General features: G+C 59.4%; 13 protein-coding genes and 1 pseudogene. 11 read left to right on the top strand and 3 right to left on the bottom strand.

All coding sequences use genetic code 11. From position 1 onward, the window contains the following. Positions 1-125: 125 nt before the first annotated feature. Complete coding sequence (locus tag PspS04_RS07430; protein WP_159994402.1) at positions 126-845, bottom strand: transposase; 720 nt, start codon at positions 843-845, stop codon at positions 126-128. 160 nt (positions 846-1,005) lie between these two features. Then, a complete protein-coding gene (locus PspS04_RS07435; RefSeq protein ID WP_159994404.1) occupies positions 1,006-2,007 on the bottom strand; it encodes an RHS repeat-associated core domain-containing protein in 1,002 nt (333 codons plus the stop codon). A gap of 359 nt (positions 2,008-2,366) precedes the next feature. Here PspS04_RS07435 and PspS04_RS07440 point away from each other — a divergent pair. Beyond that, positions 2,367-2,624, top strand: a pseudogene (locus PspS04_RS07440) (FHIPEP family type III secretion protein); the annotation flags it as partial. Positions 2,625-2,751: 127 nt separating this feature from the next. Here the strand turns inward: PspS04_RS07440 and PspS04_RS07445 are convergent. Beyond that, positions 2,752-3,867, bottom strand: a complete 1,116-nt coding sequence (locus tag PspS04_RS07445; protein WP_159994406.1) for an RHS repeat-associated core domain-containing protein — start codon at positions 3,865-3,867, stop codon at positions 2,752-2,754. Between the two features lie 360 nt (positions 3,868-4,227). On the opposite strand from PspS04_RS07445, the gene flhA reads away from it, so the two are divergent. From flhA to motD, 10 genes are all read left to right on the top strand, one after another. Beyond that, a complete protein-coding gene (gene flhA, locus PspS04_RS07450; RefSeq protein ID WP_095169970.1) occupies positions 4,228-6,357 on the top strand; it encodes a flagellar biosynthesis protein FlhA in 2,130 nt (709 codons plus the stop codon). Positions 6,358-6,368: 11 nt separating this feature from the next. Beyond that, on the top strand, positions 6,369-7,694 hold the full coding sequence (flhF, locus tag PspS04_RS07455) for a flagellar biosynthesis protein FlhF (protein ID WP_095169969.1): 1,326 nt from the start codon (positions 6,369-6,371) through the stop codon (positions 7,692-7,694). Between the two features lie 114 nt (positions 7,695-7,808). Then, positions 7,809-8,639 carry a flagellar synthesis regulator FleN gene (gene fleN / locus PspS04_RS07460; protein WP_027621027.1) on the top strand — a complete coding sequence of 277 codons (831 nt, stop codon included), beginning with the start codon at positions 7,809-7,811 and terminating at the stop codon, positions 8,637-8,639. Then, the gene (gene fliA, locus PspS04_RS07465) at positions 8,636-9,376 is read left to right on the top strand and encodes an RNA polymerase sigma factor FliA (RefSeq protein ID WP_018925059.1); all 741 of its coding nucleotides are present in this window, start codon (positions 8,636-8,638) and stop codon (positions 9,374-9,376) included. The genes fleN and fliA overlap by 4 nt, the downstream gene beginning before the upstream one ends. A gap of 165 nt (positions 9,377-9,541) precedes the next feature. Then, positions 9,542-9,913 (top strand): chemotaxis response regulator CheY, encoded by a 372-nt coding sequence (locus tag PspS04_RS07470; RefSeq protein WP_162530195.1) that lies wholly within the window; start codon positions 9,542-9,544, stop codon positions 9,911-9,913. Positions 9,914-9,935: 22 nt separating this feature from the next. After that, positions 9,936-10,724 carry a protein phosphatase CheZ gene (locus PspS04_RS07475; RefSeq protein ID WP_159994408.1) on the top strand — a complete coding sequence of 263 codons (789 nt, stop codon included), beginning with the start codon at positions 9,936-9,938 and terminating at the stop codon, positions 10,722-10,724. Between the two features lie 14 nt (positions 10,725-10,738). Continuing rightward, positions 10,739-12,949, top strand: a complete 2,211-nt coding sequence (locus PspS04_RS07480; RefSeq protein WP_159994410.1) for a chemotaxis protein CheA — start codon at positions 10,739-10,741, stop codon at positions 12,947-12,949. A gap of 51 nt (positions 12,950-13,000) precedes the next feature. Further along, positions 13,001-14,131 (top strand): protein-glutamate methylesterase/protein-glutamine glutaminase, encoded by a 1,131-nt coding sequence (locus PspS04_RS07485; protein ID WP_159994412.1) that lies wholly within the window; start codon positions 13,001-13,003, stop codon positions 14,129-14,131. Continuing rightward, complete coding sequence (locus PspS04_RS07490; RefSeq protein ID WP_095169965.1) at positions 14,131-14,871, top strand: flagellar motor protein; 741 nt, start codon at positions 14,131-14,133, stop codon at positions 14,869-14,871. The genes PspS04_RS07485 and PspS04_RS07490 overlap by 1 nt, the downstream gene beginning before the upstream one ends. A gap of 15 nt (positions 14,872-14,886) precedes the next feature. Beyond that, the gene (gene motD / locus PspS04_RS07495) at positions 14,887-15,780 is read left to right on the top strand and encodes a flagellar motor protein MotD (RefSeq protein WP_159994414.1); all 894 of its coding nucleotides are present in this window, start codon (positions 14,887-14,889) and stop codon (positions 15,778-15,780) included. The last annotated feature ends 19 nt before the right edge of the window (positions 15,781-15,799 follow it).

The following is a 15,799-nucleotide window of genomic DNA, read 5'->3' on the forward strand; positions in this document are numbered from 1 at the left end:
AGGGGACTGGAGAAAAAGAGAAAAAGGGGACAGATTTATTTTTAAGAGAAAAAGGGGACAGATTTATTTTTAGGAAAAAGAGGAAAAAGGGGACAGATTTATTTTTTGATCAAAAGGGAAGCGGGTTATCGACCGTCTGAGTCATTCGTATTGCGCTTTTTTGCGGGCCTACCTTGCCCGCGACCTATTATACGAAGCCCTGTGATGCGTTCTATTTCCTCTACAAAGCAGGAGGTCCCCGTCAACTGTCCACGTTGAAGAGCGCCTCTTATGAGCTCCAGTTCTCCACTCGGAGTGACTTGGGCTACAAATTCTTTATAGCTGTTTCGGCGAATGAGTTCAGTAGTGCCCAATGCTTCAAAGCATGGGTCAATATCCAGCCAATTGCGTTCAGCTGGTTCTTGTAGACGAAGTCGGTAGCTAGACCATGGATAGTCCTCTGCGCGTGACACGATATGAGCTCTCACGGGATTCAGCTCAATGTACCGGCTGCACGCAAGAAGATAGGCGTCAGATTGAACAACACTGGATTTGTAACGGCTCTCCCATAACGTGCCTGAGCGCCCTTCCAGCTTATTTCGATAGCGGGTCATGCGAGCTGCAAGGGCTTTCATTAGTTGCCCAAGGCCTGATGCGGTGTCGCCAGGTGCAAGCAAAAGATGGACGTGGTTGGTCATCAAACAATAGGCATACACGCTTACATCGAAGGCCTCTTTCAGTTCGCGCAGGTCTGAGAGGTAGTGTTCAAAATCGGCTGTTTCAGCGAAAACAACCTGCCGATTGTGGCCACGTTGTACGACATGGTGGGGGTGGTTGGGCAGTACTACGCGTCCTATTCTGGGCATGCATCCTCCTACGTCCTTGTAGTGATGAGGAAAGCTTAGTGGGGGCGAGTAATTTTGCTTCCGTCATGTTGTAAATAAATCTGTCCCCTTTTCCCTTCGTCCCCTTTTCCCCCCTTTTCCCTTTTTCCGTCCCCTTTTCTGCCCAGAGATCTGCGGCGCACTAGGCAGAGCGCACGCGATCAGAGTCCAAAACAGGATCGGGCGAATAAGGGTAGGAGTTGGGGGTATTTAACCGTGAGGCCAGCTTCTGCTCGGCTGTGTGCACTATGCTCATTTTATACTGGTGTACTCGAGTGTTGGGAACATATTTATCGAGTTCGTTGCTGATTCTCACGGCTTGTTCAATCTTGCTTTTGGCTCGGAGTATTGCATCATTCCTTTGGGGTGAGTTCGGCGCAGCGACTGCTGCCTTGATGGCTGCAAGGTTTCTATGGATTTTATTGTATTGATGTGCAATGGTGTTATTAAATAAGATCTGTTCGTTTGTATTCTTCAGACTTGTAGCAAGTTGTTCGACACCTACAGTGCCTTGTAGGAAGGCCTTTGAATTCTGCAGGGCCTTAACCATGGGGCCGAAAAGCTCTTCGGGCAGGTTTGCTTTGAAATGTGTAATGACTGCTTTATACCAGTTGTGCCCCGTTGTATCGGCCCGGTTCATCGAGTCGCCACTGCAATATGTATAGCAATTCAACCCTCCTTTTCCAAATGGGCTAAAACTATCCGGGCTATTAAACCGCATCAACACCGGATTAAACGCCCGATATCCATTCCCCAGCAAATAATGCCCTGTTACCGGGTCCGGACGTTCGCCGTTAAAGCCCAGAAGACTCGTCAATCCACTTTCGGCCTGGCGATGGCCGTAAGGCGAGTAGGCGATGGGGTGTTGCTGTTGATCGGCTGTGAAGGTGTGCAGCACCGAGCGCTGCTGGTCAGTCGCCAGCAATGTGCTTTCAACGGCGCCGCCCTGGTTCTTGTGTTGCGCCAGCAGGAGGTCGTTATTCTGAAAGACACTGAATCCAATCGCCCCCTGTATTTCGGTGGCCAAGCGGCTTTTGCAGTAAAAACGCTGGTGAGCGGGTGCGTCCGGTTGAAGCTGGCTGATCAGGCGATCCAGTGGGTCGTACCCATAGCTGCAAAGTATTACAAGTTGTTGAGTCCCCATGGCAGGCGCTCCAGTTAACTCGGATTGAGCGCTTGAGTATCTGCGCAAACATCGCAGGCAGGTACTAGCAGAACTGCTAGGTTCGGCAGTCTGTACGGCTCGGTCAGGTACGAGTCTAAGCACCGCAAACCCTGTGGGAGCGGGCTTGCCCGCGAAAGCGGTGGGTTGGCCAACATCAATGGTTGCTGTGCCGACGTCATCGCGGGCAAGCCCGCTCCCACAGGGGTCTCCACAAGCCTTACAACCAGCCGCCACACCCTCAATTCCCCTCCAGGCAAAAGTTGGAAGGCTTCTTGCAGTAGCCGCCCTGCGCCCGCTTCTGGCGTCAAAAGTTTGCTTCAAAGGAACGGGGAATACCGGTGGATCGCTCTCAATTTATCAACAATGCCCGCAGCAACATGGCAGACCTCAGTCGAGGCAATCTGGGCGTGCCGCTGTTGCTGCTGGTCATGTTGGCAATGATGATGTTGCCGATCCCGCCGTTCCTGCTCGACGTGTTCTTTACCTTCAACATTGCCCTGTCGATCGTGGTGCTGCTGGTCTGTGTGTACGCGTTGCGGCCGCTGGATTTTGCGGTGTTCCCGACCATTCTGCTGGTGGCGACGCTGCTGCGCATGTAAATAAATCCATGTAAATAAATCTGTCCCCTTTTTCCCGGTCCCCTTTTTCCCCGTCCCCTTTTTCCCCTTTTTCCCGGTCCCCTTTTTCCCCCTTTTTCCCGCTGTATGGCGATTTAGTGGGGGGCTATAATTCGTGATACTCCCTAATTGTTTTTTTGTATTTTTCAATGTATCTATCATGAAATAATGCACTTTCTCCGTCAGTTATCTCGCCTTTCCTAAATAACTCGATTTGTTTGGTTCGGATTGTGGCGGCCCTTGCGGGTATTACTCCCGGTACTTTGCCGTTGAGTAGTTCTGATTCACGCGCACTCGCGTCGCCCGGAGCGAATCGTCCGGCAGGGTAGCGATGTTTAATATAGTTGACGTCCCCATGCAGGCGATCAAATTTTAGGACTAGATTTTTAGGTAGTTCTTTGGCTTTTTGAAGTTCAACCAGTTCTTTGCCGGTAAACTGTCTTCCCGCTTGTGAGAATAACGAGTCTGGCTCAGTCTTTGGGTAGATAAGTCCGGGATTGCTGTTGTGCACTTCAAGTGTTAGCTTTTCTCTAAATGTTAATCTTCTGCCGCCGCTTAATGTCCTGAGGTGATCTTTGCTGCTCATTCTCGCGAAAGTATGTTCAAAAAAAACTTTGTCAGCTTCTTCAAAAGAGTATCTATTCGGATTGGATGGGGTGGGGGGATATTTTGCGGGAGTGTGGCCGGGCGCTCTGCCAGTTGCATCGTTTCTATTGATCGGGTCTCCCAAACAATATGAATAAGTATTTAATCCGCCTTCCCCAAATGGACTCCATTTATCCGGGCTATTAAATCGCATCAACACCGGATTAAATGCCCGATATCCATTCCCCAGCAAATAATGCCCTGTTACCGGGTCCGGACGTTCGCCGTTAAAGCCCAGAAGACTCGTCAATCCACTTTCGGCCTGGCGATGGCCGTAAGGCGAGTAGGCGATGGGGTGTTGCTGTTGATCGGCTGTGAAGGTGTGCAGCACCGAGCGCTGCTGGTCAGTCGCCAGCAATGTGCTTTCAACGGCGCCGCCCTGGTTCTTGTGTTGCGCCAGCAGGAGGTCGTTATTCTGAAAGACACTGAATCCAATCGCCCCCTGTATTTCGGTGGCCAAGCGGCTTTTGCAGTAAAAACGCTGGTGAGCGGATGCGTCTGGTTGACGTTGGCTGATCAGACGATCCAGTGGGTCGTACCCATAGCTGCAAAGTATTACAAGTTGTTGAGTCCCCATGGCAGGCGCTCCAGTTAACTCGGATTGAGCGCTTGAGTATCTGCGCAAACATCGCAGGCAGGTACTAGCAGAACTGCTAGGTTCGGCAGTCTGTACGGCTCGGTCAGGTACGAGTCTAAGCACCGCAAACCCTGTGGGAGCGGGCTTGCCCGCGAAAGCGGTGGGTTGGCCAACATCAATGGTTGCTGTGCCGACGTCATCGCGGGCAAGCCCGCTCCCACAAGGATCTCCTCGCGCCACACAGCCAACCGCTGCACCCTCTGTTCCCAGCCTCGGCAAAAGTTGGAAGGCTTCTTGCAGTAGCCGCCCTGCGCCCGCTTCTGGCGTCAAAAGTTTGCTTCAAAGGAACGGGGAATACCGGTGGATCGCTCTCAATTTATCAACAATGCCCGCAGCAACATGGCAGACCTCAGTCGAGGCAATCTGGGCGTGCCGCTGTTGCTGCTGGTCATGTTGGCAATGATGATGTTGCCGATCCCGCCGTTCCTGCTCGACGTGTTCTTTACCTTCAACATTGCCCTGTCGATCGTGGTGCTGTTGGTCTGTGTGTACGCGTTGCGGCCGCTGGATTTTGCGGTGTTCCCGACCATTCTGCTGGTGGCGACGCTGCTGCGTCTGGCGCTCAACGTGGCGTCGACGCGGGTGGTGATGCTCCACGGCCAGGACGGGCACGCCGCCGCCGGCAAGGTGATCCAGGCCTTTGGCGAGGTGGTGATCGGCGGTAACTACGTGGTTGGTATCGTGGTGTTTGCGATCCTGATGATCATCAACTTCGTGGTGGTGACCAAGGGCGCCGGGCGGATTTCCGAGGTCAGCGCACGTTTCACTCTCGATGCGATGCCCGGTAAGCAGATGGCGATCGACGCCGACCTTAACGCCGGCCTGATCGACCAGGGCCAGGCCAAGACCCGTCGTACCGAAGTCGCCCAGGAAGCCGAGTTCTACGGCTCGATGGACGGTGCCAGCAAGTTTGTGCGCGGCGACGCCATCGCTGGCCTGTTGATCTTGTTTATCAACCTGATCGGCGGCATGGCGGTGGGGATTTTCCAGCACGGCATGACCTTCGGCGATGCCGGCCGGGTATACGCCTTGTTGACCATCGGTGACGGTTTGGTGGCGCAATTGCCATCACTGCTGCTGTCCACCGCTGCGGCGATCATGGTGACCCGTGCCTCGGGCTCCGAAGACATGGGCAAGCAGATCAATCGGCAGATGTTCGCCTCGCCCAAGGCCCTGGCCGTTTCGGCCGGCCTGATGGCGGTGATGGGTATTGTCCCGGGCATGCCACACTTCGCCTTCCTCAGCATGGCGGCCCTCGCCGCGGGCGGCGCCTACCTGTTCTGGAAGAAGCAGAACACCCTCAAGGTCAAGGCCCTGGAAGAGGTCCAGCGCCAGCAGGAGCTGCTGCCTTCGCCGGCGCGGGCCATGGAAACCAAGGAGCTGGGCTGGGACGACGTGACGCCGATCGACATGATTGGCCTGGAAGTCGGCTACCGCCTGATTCCCCTGGTGGATCGCAACCAGGGTGGGCAGTTGCTGGCGCGGATCAAGGGCGTGCGCAAGAAGTTGTCCCAGGACCTGGGCTTCCTGATGCCCACCGTGCACATCCGCGACAACCTCGACCTGGCGCCCAGCGCCTATCGCTTGACCCTGATGGGGGTGATCCTGGCCGAGGCGGAGATTTATCCGGACCGCGAGTTGGCGATCAACCCGGGGCAGGTGTTCGGTACCCTCAACGGGATTACCGCCAAAGATCCGGCCTTTGGCCTGGAGGCGGTATGGATCGAAGTCAGCCAGCGTTCCCAGGCGCAATCGCTGGGTTACACCGTGGTCGATGCCAGTACGGTGGTGGCAACGCACCTGAACCAGATTCTGTACAAGCACTCCAGTGAGCTGATCGGTCACGAGGAAGTCCAGCAACTCATGCAATTGCTGGCCAAAAGCTCGCCAAAACTGGCTGAGGAGCTGGTGCCAGGCGTGCTGTCGCTGTCGCAACTGCTCAAGGTGCTGCAGGCACTGTTGGCCGAACAGGTGCCGGTACGCGACATCCGCAGCATCGCCGAGGCGATCGCCAACAATGCCGCCAAGAGTCAAGATACTGCCGCTTTGGTCGCGGCCGTGCGCGTCGGCTTGTCCCGAGCTATCGTGCAAAGCATTGTAGGCACTGAGTCCGAGCTGCCTGTGATCACCTTGGAACCAAGGTTGGAACAAATATTGCTCAATAGTATTCAAAAGGCCGGGCAGGGCGCCGATGAGGGTGTCTTGCTTGAGCCAAGCATGGCCGAGAAGCTGCAGCGTTCGTTGATCGACGCGGCCCAGCGTCAGGAAATGCAAGGTCACCCGGTGATTCTGCTGGTCGCAAGTCCGGTCCGCGCGATGCTCTCGCGGTTCGGCCGCCTGGCAGTCCCGGGGTTGCATGTGTTGGCCTATCAGGAAATTCCTGACAACAAGCAAGTGACCATCGTTGCGACAGTAGGGCCCAACGGCTGAGGTAGTGGTTTATGCAAGTTAAGCGTTTTTTCGCCGCCGATATGCGTCAGGCCATGAAGCTGGTTCGTGATGAGCTGGGCGCCGATGCCGCGATCATCGGCAACCGCCGCATCGCCGGCGGTGTCGAGCTGATGGCGGCCCTGGATTACAAGCTGTCGGCCCTGGCGCCGCGGGTGCCGAACATTGAGCTCGAGGACGAGCTGCGCAAGACCCAGTCGCGCATTGTCACCGCCCAGGCCGAACTGAGCTTGCGTGGCGAAGGCGAGGCGGGCGAACACGCCAGTCGCCAGCTGTTTGCCGGGCTGCCGCTGACCGCCGCCGAACCCTTGATCGAACCGACCCTGTCCGAGCCGCCGCGTCCTGCCCCGGCACCAGCACCGGCGGCCGCCATCGACCCGCGTGCCTACGATTCGATGCGCTCGGAGCTCAATGGCTTGCGCGAGTTGCTCGAAGTGCAACTCGGCTCCCTGGCCTGGAACCAGCTGCAGGGCCGCCATCCGCAGCAGGCCAACCTCTGGCGCCGGCTGCAACGCATCGGCTTGTCCGGTCCGTTGTCCCGTGACCTGCTGGAGCTGACCACCAGTATTGAAGAACCCCGCCAGGCCTGGCGCATGCTGTTGGCCCACCTGGCGCGGATGATCGTCACCCCCGAGATCGAACCCCTGGAAGAGGGCGGAGTGATTGCCATGGTCGGCCCGGCCGGCATGGGCAAGACCACCACCCTGGCCAAGCTGGCAGCACGTTATGTGCTCAAGTACGGCGCGCAGAACATCGCCCTGGTGAGCATGGACAGCTACCGCATCGGCGCCCAGGAGCAACTCAAGACCCTGGGGCGGATCCTCAACGTGTCGGTGACACACCTGGATCCGGGTCAGTCCCTGGCCCAGGCCCTGGACCCACTGCTGCGCAAGCGCGTGGTGTTGATCGACACCGCGGGTCTGCAGGCCAGCGACCCGGCCTTGCGCATGCAGCTGGAAAGCCTGGCGGGACGCGGGATCAAGTCGAAGAATTATCTGGTCCTGGCCACCACCAGCCAGAAGCAGGTGCTGACGGCCGCCTATCACAGTTATAAACGTTGCGGGCTGGCCGGCTGCATCCTGACTAAACTGGACGAAACGGCAAGTCTGGGCGAGGTCTTGAGCCTGGCGATCAGTCACGAATTACCGGTGGCCTATCTGACCGATGGGCCGCGTATCCCGGATGACCTGCATCTGCCGCGCCGCCATCAGTTGGTCAGTCGCGCCGTGAGTGTACAAATGCAGGAAGAACCCAGCGAAGAAGCCATGGCTGATATGTTCGCTGATCTCTACCACAGCCCGACCAAACGGGTCGGCTGAGGTATTAATGACTAGATTTGTATCTACATCGATGGCCTGCCGTGCATTGTTCCCCAGGGAACGCGCAGCCAGTCATGTAGCCCGCGTCTAAGCAAGACAAGGTATAGAAAGCACATGGGCAGCATGCATCCCGTACAGGTGATCGCGGTGACCGGCGGCAAGGGTGGCGTCGGTAAGACTAACGTTTCAGTGAACTTGTCCCTGGCTCTGGCAGAGCTCGGCCGGCGCGTTATGTTGCTGGACGCCGACCTGGGGCTGGCGAACGTCGATGTGTTGCTGGGGCTGACGCCCAAGCGCACGCTGGCCGACGTGATCGAGGGTCGCTGCGAATTGCGCGACGTGCTGCTGCAGGGGCCCGGCGGGATTCGTATCGTGCCGGCCGCCTCCGGTACCCAGAGCATGGTGCATCTGAGCCCGGCCCAGCACGCGGGCCTGATCCAGGCGTTCAGCGATATCGGCGACAACCTCGATGTGCTGGTGATCGACACCGCGGCCGGGATCGGCGAGTCGGTGGTCAGTTTTGTCCGCGCCGCGCAGGAAGTGCTGCTGGTGGTCTGCGACGAGCCGACTTCGATCACCGACGCCTACGCCCTGATCAAGCTGCTCAACCGTGACTACGGCATGAACCGCTTCCGCGTGCTGGCCAACATGGCGCAAAGCCCGCAGGAAGGGCGCAACCTGTTCGCCAAGTTGACCAAGGTCACGGACCGCTTCCTGGATGTCGCCCTACAATACGTCGGCGCGGTGCCCTACGACGAAAGCGTGCGTAAGGCAGTGCAGAAGCAGCGCGCGGTGTACGAAGCCTTTCCTCGTTCCAAGTGCGCCCTGGCCTTCCGCGCCATTGCGCAGAAAGTCGATACCTGGCCATTGCCCGCCAATCCGCGTGGGCATCTGGAGTTTTTTGTGGAGCGCCTGGTGCAACAGACTGCGGGTCCGGTGCTATGACAGCCAGCGGTTACAACCTGTACAAGCAATCGGCGCGTGACGCGCAGTACGAGCTGATCGAGCGTTACGCGCCACTGGTAAAACGCATTGCCTATCACTTGCTGGCGCGTCTGCCGGCCAGTGTCCAGGTCGAAGACCTGATCCAGGCCGGGATGATCGGCCTGCTGGAAGTCTCGACCAAGTACGACGCCAGCAAAGGCGCGAGTTTCGAAACCTACGCCGGGATCCGCATCCGCGGGGCAATGCTCGACGAGGTCCGTAAAGGTGACTGGGCGCCACGCTCGGTGCACCGCAATACCCGCATGGTCAGCGACGCGATTCGCTCAATTGAAGCTAAAACCGGACGTGACGCTAAAGATCACGAGGTTGCGGCCGAACTCCAATTGAGTCTCGACGATTATTACGGGATTTTGAATGACACCTTGGGCAGTCGCCTGTTCAGTTTCGACGATCTGTTGCAGGACGGCGAGCATGAAGGGCTGCATGAGGATGGCGCGAGTGCTCATCTCGAGCCGTCGCGTGACCTGGAGGATGAACGCTTCCAGGCTGCGCTGGCGGACGCGATTGCCAATTTGCCGGAGCGTGAGCGACTGGTCTTGGCGCTGTACTACGACGAGGAGCTGAACCTCAAGGAAATCGGTGAGGTCCTGGGGGTCAGCGAATCGCGGGTCAGCCAGTTACACAGCCAGTGCGCAGCCCGTTTGCGGGGGCGTTTGGGAGAGTGGCGAGCGCGCTGACAGCAGTGTGGGGACACTGCGAACGACACCGCTACAGCCTCGCGCTGGCGCGGTCATCATCCGTTGTGCTCCAAACCGTCGTTGAGTGCTCTGCCTGTTGATTGAATGGCGTGCCCAGGTGCTGGGCGCGTTTAAGACTGCTTGGAGGTCGAATTGGACAAGAACATGAAAATCCTCATCGTTGATGACTTCTCAACGATGAGGCGGATCATCAAAAACCTGTTGCGTGACCTCGGGTTCACCAACACGGTCGAGGCAGACGACGGCACTACAGCCATCCCAATGCTCAACAGTGGCAGCATCGATTTTCTGGTCACGGACTGGAACATGCCGGGCATGACCGGTATCGATCTGCTGCGCCACGTGCGCGCCAACGAAAAGCTCAAGCACTTGCCAGTGTTGATGGTGACCGCTGAAGCCAAGCGCGAGCAGATCATCGAAGCGGCCCAGGCCGGCGTCAACGGCTATGTGGTCAAGCCGTTCACCGCCCAGGCGTTGAAAGAAAAGATCGAGAAGATCTTCGAACGCATCGGTTGATGTCTGGCGCCACGGGGGAGCTATGGAACAACGAGAGATTTCACAGGGCGATTTTGAATCGACCCTGAAAAAACACGCGGTCGAATTGGTCGACAGCCTGGAAAAGGGCAAGTTCGGCGAGGCCGTGCAACTGATCCATGAGCTCAACCAGACCCGTGACCGTGGCCTGTACCAGGAAGTGGGCAAGCTCACCCGTGAGCTGCATAGCGCGATCGTCAATTTCCAGATTGACCCGAACATGCCGCAAGCCGAGGAAGTCTCGCAGATCACCGACGCCACCGAGCGCCTGGGGTATGTGGTCAAGCTGACCGAGGCGGCGGCCAATCGCACCATGGACCTGGTGGAGAACAGCACGCCGCTGGTCAATGCCCTGGGGACCGATGCCCAGGCGTTGAGCGCAGACTGGGGGCGTTTCATGCGCCGTGAAGTCGGGGCTGAAGAGTTCCGTGAGCTGGCCCGGCGCGTCGATGGTTTCCTGAGCCGCAGCGCCAGCCACAGCCAGATCGTGGCGGGCAACCTCAACGACATTCTGCTGGCCCAGGATTACCAGGACCTGACCGGTCAGGTGATCAAGCGCGTGACGCAACTGGTCACGGAAGTGGAAAGCAATCTGCTGAAACTGGTGCTGATGGCCAGCCAGGTCGACCGCTTTGCCGGCATCGAACATGACCGTGCAGCGATCCTCGCGGAAAAAAATCCGCAAAAACATCTGGCGCAGGGTGAAGGTCCGCAGATTCATGCCGATAAACGTGATGACGTGATGTCCGGTCAGGACGATGTCGACGATTTGCTTTCCAGCCTTGGATTCTAGGAGCACCCCTACACATGAGCTTCGGCGCCGATGAAGAGATCCTTCAGGATTTTCTGGTTGAGGCCGGCGAGATTCTGGAGCAACTGTCCGAACAACTGGTCGAGCTGGAAAGCCGACCGGATGATGCGGACCTGCTCAATGCAATTTTTCGCGGTTTTCACACTGTAAAAGGGGGCGCCGGCTTCCTCCAGCTCAACGAACTGGTGGAGTGCTGCCACATCGCCGAGAACGTCTTCGACATCCTGCGCAAGGGTGAGCGGCGCGTCGACTCGGAGCTGATGGACGTGGTGCTCGAAGCGTTGGATGCGGTCAACGGCATGTTCAGCGAAGTGCGCGAGCGCGCACCGGTCACTGCTGCCACGGCCGAGCTGCTGGCGGCCCTGGCGCGCCTGGCGGAACCGCAATCGGCCGACGAGGTGGCAGCGCTTGCGCCAGCACCCGCGGCGCCGGTTGTCGCCAGCGACAGCGGCGATATCACCGATAACGAATTTGAACTGCTGCTCGACTCGCTGAATGCGGTCAAGGCGCAAGCCGAGGCACCTGTGATCCAGGCGCCAGCGGCGGCGAACGGCAGTGATGAAATCAGCGATGCCGAGTTCGAGTCGTTGCTCGATCAGTTGCACGGCAAAGGCCAGTTCGCCGTGGACAACCTGGCGGCCCCGGTCGAGCCGGTTGCCCCGGTGGTCGCGGCTGAAAGCAGCGACATAACCGACGACGAATTCGAAGCCTTGCTCGACCAGTTGCACGGCAAGGGCAACTTTGCCGTTGAAGCGCTCGAGTCGGCGATTGCCTCGGTGCCGGCCGCCATCGTTGCCGAAGCGGCGGCGGTTGGCGGCGACCTGATCTCCGATCACGAGTTCGAATCGCTGCTCGACGAGCTGCACGGCAAGGGCAAGTTCAGCCACGTCGCCGGCAATGCCGAGACCGCTGCGGCCAGCGCCGCGCCAGTCGCGGCCAAAGCCGTGGCCCCGGTCGCCAAGCCGGCTGTCGCCAAACCGGTCCCGGCCCCGGCCCGTGCCCAGTCGGCGCCACCAGCGGAAAAACCGGCCAGTGAAGCCGAGACCACCGTACGGGTAGACACCGCGCGCCTGGACGAAATCATGAACATGGTGGGCGAGCTGGTACTGGTGCGTAACCGCCTGGTACGCCTGGGGCTCAACAGCGGTGACGAGGCCATGTCCAAGGCCGTGTCGAACCTCGACGTGGTCACCGCGGACCTGCAGACCGCGGTCATGAAGACCCGCATGCAGCCGATCAAGAAGGTCTTCGGGCGCTTCCCGCGCCTGGTTCGCGACCTGGCCCGCCAGCTCAAGAAAGAGATCAACCTGGAGCTGGTCGGCGAAGAAACCGATCTGGACAAGAACCTCGTCGAGGCCCTGGCCGACCCGCTGGTGCACTTGGTGCGCAACGCGGTCGACCACGGCATCGAATCGCCGCAGGAGCGTGAAGACGCGGGCAAGTCCAGGGGCGGCAAAGTGGTGCTGGCGGCCGAACAGGAGGGTGATCACATCCTGCTGTCGATCTCCGATGACGGCAAAGGCATGGACCCCAATGTCCTGCGCGCCATCGCGGTGAAACGCGGGGTGATGGACAAGGATGCGGCCGAGCGCCTGAGCGACACCGAATGCTACAACCTGATCTTCGCTCCGGGTTTCTCGACCAAGACCGAGATCTCCGATGTGTCCGGGCGTGGCGTGGGCATGGACGTGGTGAAAACCAAGATTTCCCAGCTCAATGGCTCGATCAACATCTACTCGACCAAGGGCCAGGGTTCGAAGATCGTGATCAAGGTGCCGTTGACCCTGGCGATCATGCCGACCCTGATGGTGATGCTGGGCAACCAGGCCTTTGCGTTCCCACTGGTCAACGTCAACGAGATCTTCCACCTCGACCTGTCGCGCACCAACGTGGTCGACGGCCAGGAAGTGGTGATCGTGCGGGACAAGGCCTTGCCACTGTTTTATCTCAAGCGCTGGCTGGTCGCCTCCGCCGCTCATGAAGAGCAGCGCGAGGGCCATGTGGTGATCCTTTCGGTGGGCACCCAGCGGATCGGCTTTGTCGTCGATCAACTGGTTGGCCAGGAAGAAGTGGTCATCAAGCCATTGGGCAAAATGCTCCAGGGAACGCCGGGCATGTCGGGCGCCACCATTACCGGTGACGGTCGCATCGCGTTGATTCTCGATGTCCCGAGCATGCTCAAGCGTTACGCCACGCGGCGTATTTGATTCTGGTGGAGCGGGGCGCCTGGCGCCCTGTTGCGCCTATATGGAGTGTTTATGGCAGTCAAAGTCCTGGTGGTGGATGATTCCGGTTTTTTCCGCCGCCGCGTCTCGGAAATCCTTTCGGCGGACCCGAATATCCAGGTGGTCGGGACCGCGACCAATGGCAAGGAGGCGATTGATCAGGCGCTGGCCCTCAAGCCCGACGTGATCACCATGGACTACGAGATGCCGATGATGGATGGCATCACGGCGGTGCGGCATATCATGCAGCGCTGCCCAACCCCGGTGTTGATGTTCTCCTCGCTGACTCATGAAGGCGCGCGGGTCACCCTCGACGCGCTGGACGCCGGTGCGGTGGACTTCCTGCCGAAGAATTTCGAAGACATCTCGCGCAACCCGGAGAAGGTCAAGCAACTGCTGTGCGAGAAGGTCCACAGCATTTCGCGCAGTAACCGACGCTTCAGTGCCTATCGGGCACCGGCGCCGGCACCAGCAGCGGCGCCGATCCCGACCCCAGCCCCTGCACCGGTCAGCAATTTTGCCGGCAGCAGCCCGACACCACGTCCGGCGGTGGCACCTGTGCCAACCCGTGCTGCGCCGTCCTCGCCGGCACCCAAGCGCAAGGCCTACAAGCTGGTCGCCATCGGTACCTCCACGGGCGGCCCGGTCGCCCTGCAGCGCGTGCTGACCCAATTGCCGGCCAACTTCCCGGCGCCCATCGTGCTGGTCCAGCACATGCCGGCGGCCTTTACCAAGGCATTCGCCGAGCGCCTGGACAAGCTGTGCCGGATCAGAGTCAAGGAAGCCGAGGACGGCGACATCCTGCGTCCGGGCCTGGCCTTGCTGGCGCCGGGTGGCAAACAGATGATGATCGACGGCCGTGGCGCGGTGAAAATCCTCCCGGGCGACGAACGTTTGAACTACAAGCCGTGCGTGGATATCACTTTCGGTTCGGCGGCCAAGTCCTACGGCGACAAAGTTCTGGCGGTGGTACTCACCGGCATGGGCGCCGATGGTCGGGAAGGTGCGCGCCTGCTCAAGCAGAGCGGCAGTGCCATCTGGGCCCAGGATGAAGCCAGCTGCGTGATCTACGGCATGCCGATGGCCATCGTCAAAGCCAACCTGGCCGATGCCATCTACGACCTCGACGAAATCGGCAAACACCTGGCCGAGGCGTGCCTCTGATGGATGTGCTGAGTCTTATCGGGATCATCATGGCGTTTGTCGCCATTATCGGCGGCAACTACCTGGAAGGCGGCCACCTGGGCGCCCTGGCCAACGGCCCGGCCGCCCTGATCGTGCTCGGCGGAACCATCGGTGCGGCGCTGCTGCAGTCGCCGATGAGCGCCTTCAAACGTGCCATGCAGATTCTGGTATGGATTCTGTTTCCGCCACGGGTCGACCTGGCTGGCGGGATTGATCGGGTGGTCAACTGGAGCCTGACCGCGCGCAAGGAAGGCCTGCTGGGCCTCGAAGGCGTGGCGGATGCGGAGCCCGACAACTATTCGCGCAAGGGCCTGCAGTTGCTGGTCGATGGCGCCGAGCCGGAAGCGATCCGCAGCATCCTCGAAGTGGATTTCTACACCCAGGAAAGCCGCGACATCGAAGCCGCCAAGGTCTTTGAAAGCATGGGCGGCTACGCCCCGACCATCGGCATCATCGGCGCGGTGATGGGCCTGATTCACGTCATGGGCAACCTGGCCGATCCGTCGCAACTGGGCAGCGGCATTGCCGTGGCCTTCGTCGCGACGATCTACGGGGTGGCCAGTGCCAACCTGGTGCTGCTGCCGATCGCCAGCAAACTCAAGGCGATTGCCTTGCGTCAGTCGCGGTACCGGGAAATGTTGCTCGAAGGCATCCTGTCGATCGCCGAAGGTGAAAACCCTCGTTCCATCGAACTCAAGCTTCAGGGCTTCATGGACTGATAGGGGGCATGGAGCATGGCACGTCGGCGCTACACTGAAGAACCCGTCAACCATGAACGCTGGCTAGTGTCCTACGCCGACTTCATTACCTTGCTGTTCGCCTTTTTTGTGGTGATGTATTCGATTTCCTCGATCAACGAAGGCAAGTACAAGGTGATCTCCGAGGCGCTGATCGGCGTGTTCACCGACTCCGATCGGGCGCTCAAGCCGATTCCCATCGGCGATGAACGGCCACAGACCGTGACCCCGGCCAAGCCGCTGGTCAAGGACAGCGAGCAGCTCGACGCGGGCATTGCCCAGGCCGCTGACGACCCGCTCAAGCGCATCGCCGATGACATCAGCGCGGCTTTCGGTGACCTGCTCAGTGCCAACCAGATGACGATCCGCGGCAACGAGTTGTGGGTCGAGATCGAGCTCAACTCCAGCCTGTTGTTTGGCAGCGGCGATGCCATGCCCAGCGACATCGCGTTCAACATCATCGATAAGGTCGCGGCCATCCTCAAGCCGTTCGATAACCCGATTCACGTCGAAGGTTTTACCGACGATCTGCCGATCCGCACCGCGCAGTACCCGACCAACTGGGAGCTGTCCTCGGCCCGCTCGGCGAGTATCGTGCGCATGCTCGCGATGCAGGGCGTCAACCCGCAGCGCCTGGCGTCGGTGGGGTATGGCGAGTTCCAGCCAGTGGCCAATAACGCCACCGCCGAGGGACGGGCGCGCAACCGGCGGGTGGTGCTGGTGATCTCGCGTAACCTCGATGTGCGACGCAGCCTGACCGGTACGGGTACCGCCCATGCACAACCGGATGCGGCATTGAAGCGGGCTGGCACACAAACTGCACCGACCCAGGTCAAGTCGCCGGGACCGCAGAGTGCCGTCAATTCTCCGTCACCCGGCTTGCCACGTTGAGCTATTTCTCGGTTGCCCC

Origin of the sequence: Pseudomonas sp. S04 (genome assembly GCF_009834545.1) — a bacterium.
In the GTDB taxonomy this organism is placed as follows: Bacteria; Pseudomonadota; Gammaproteobacteria; order Pseudomonadales; family Pseudomonadaceae; genus Aquipseudomonas.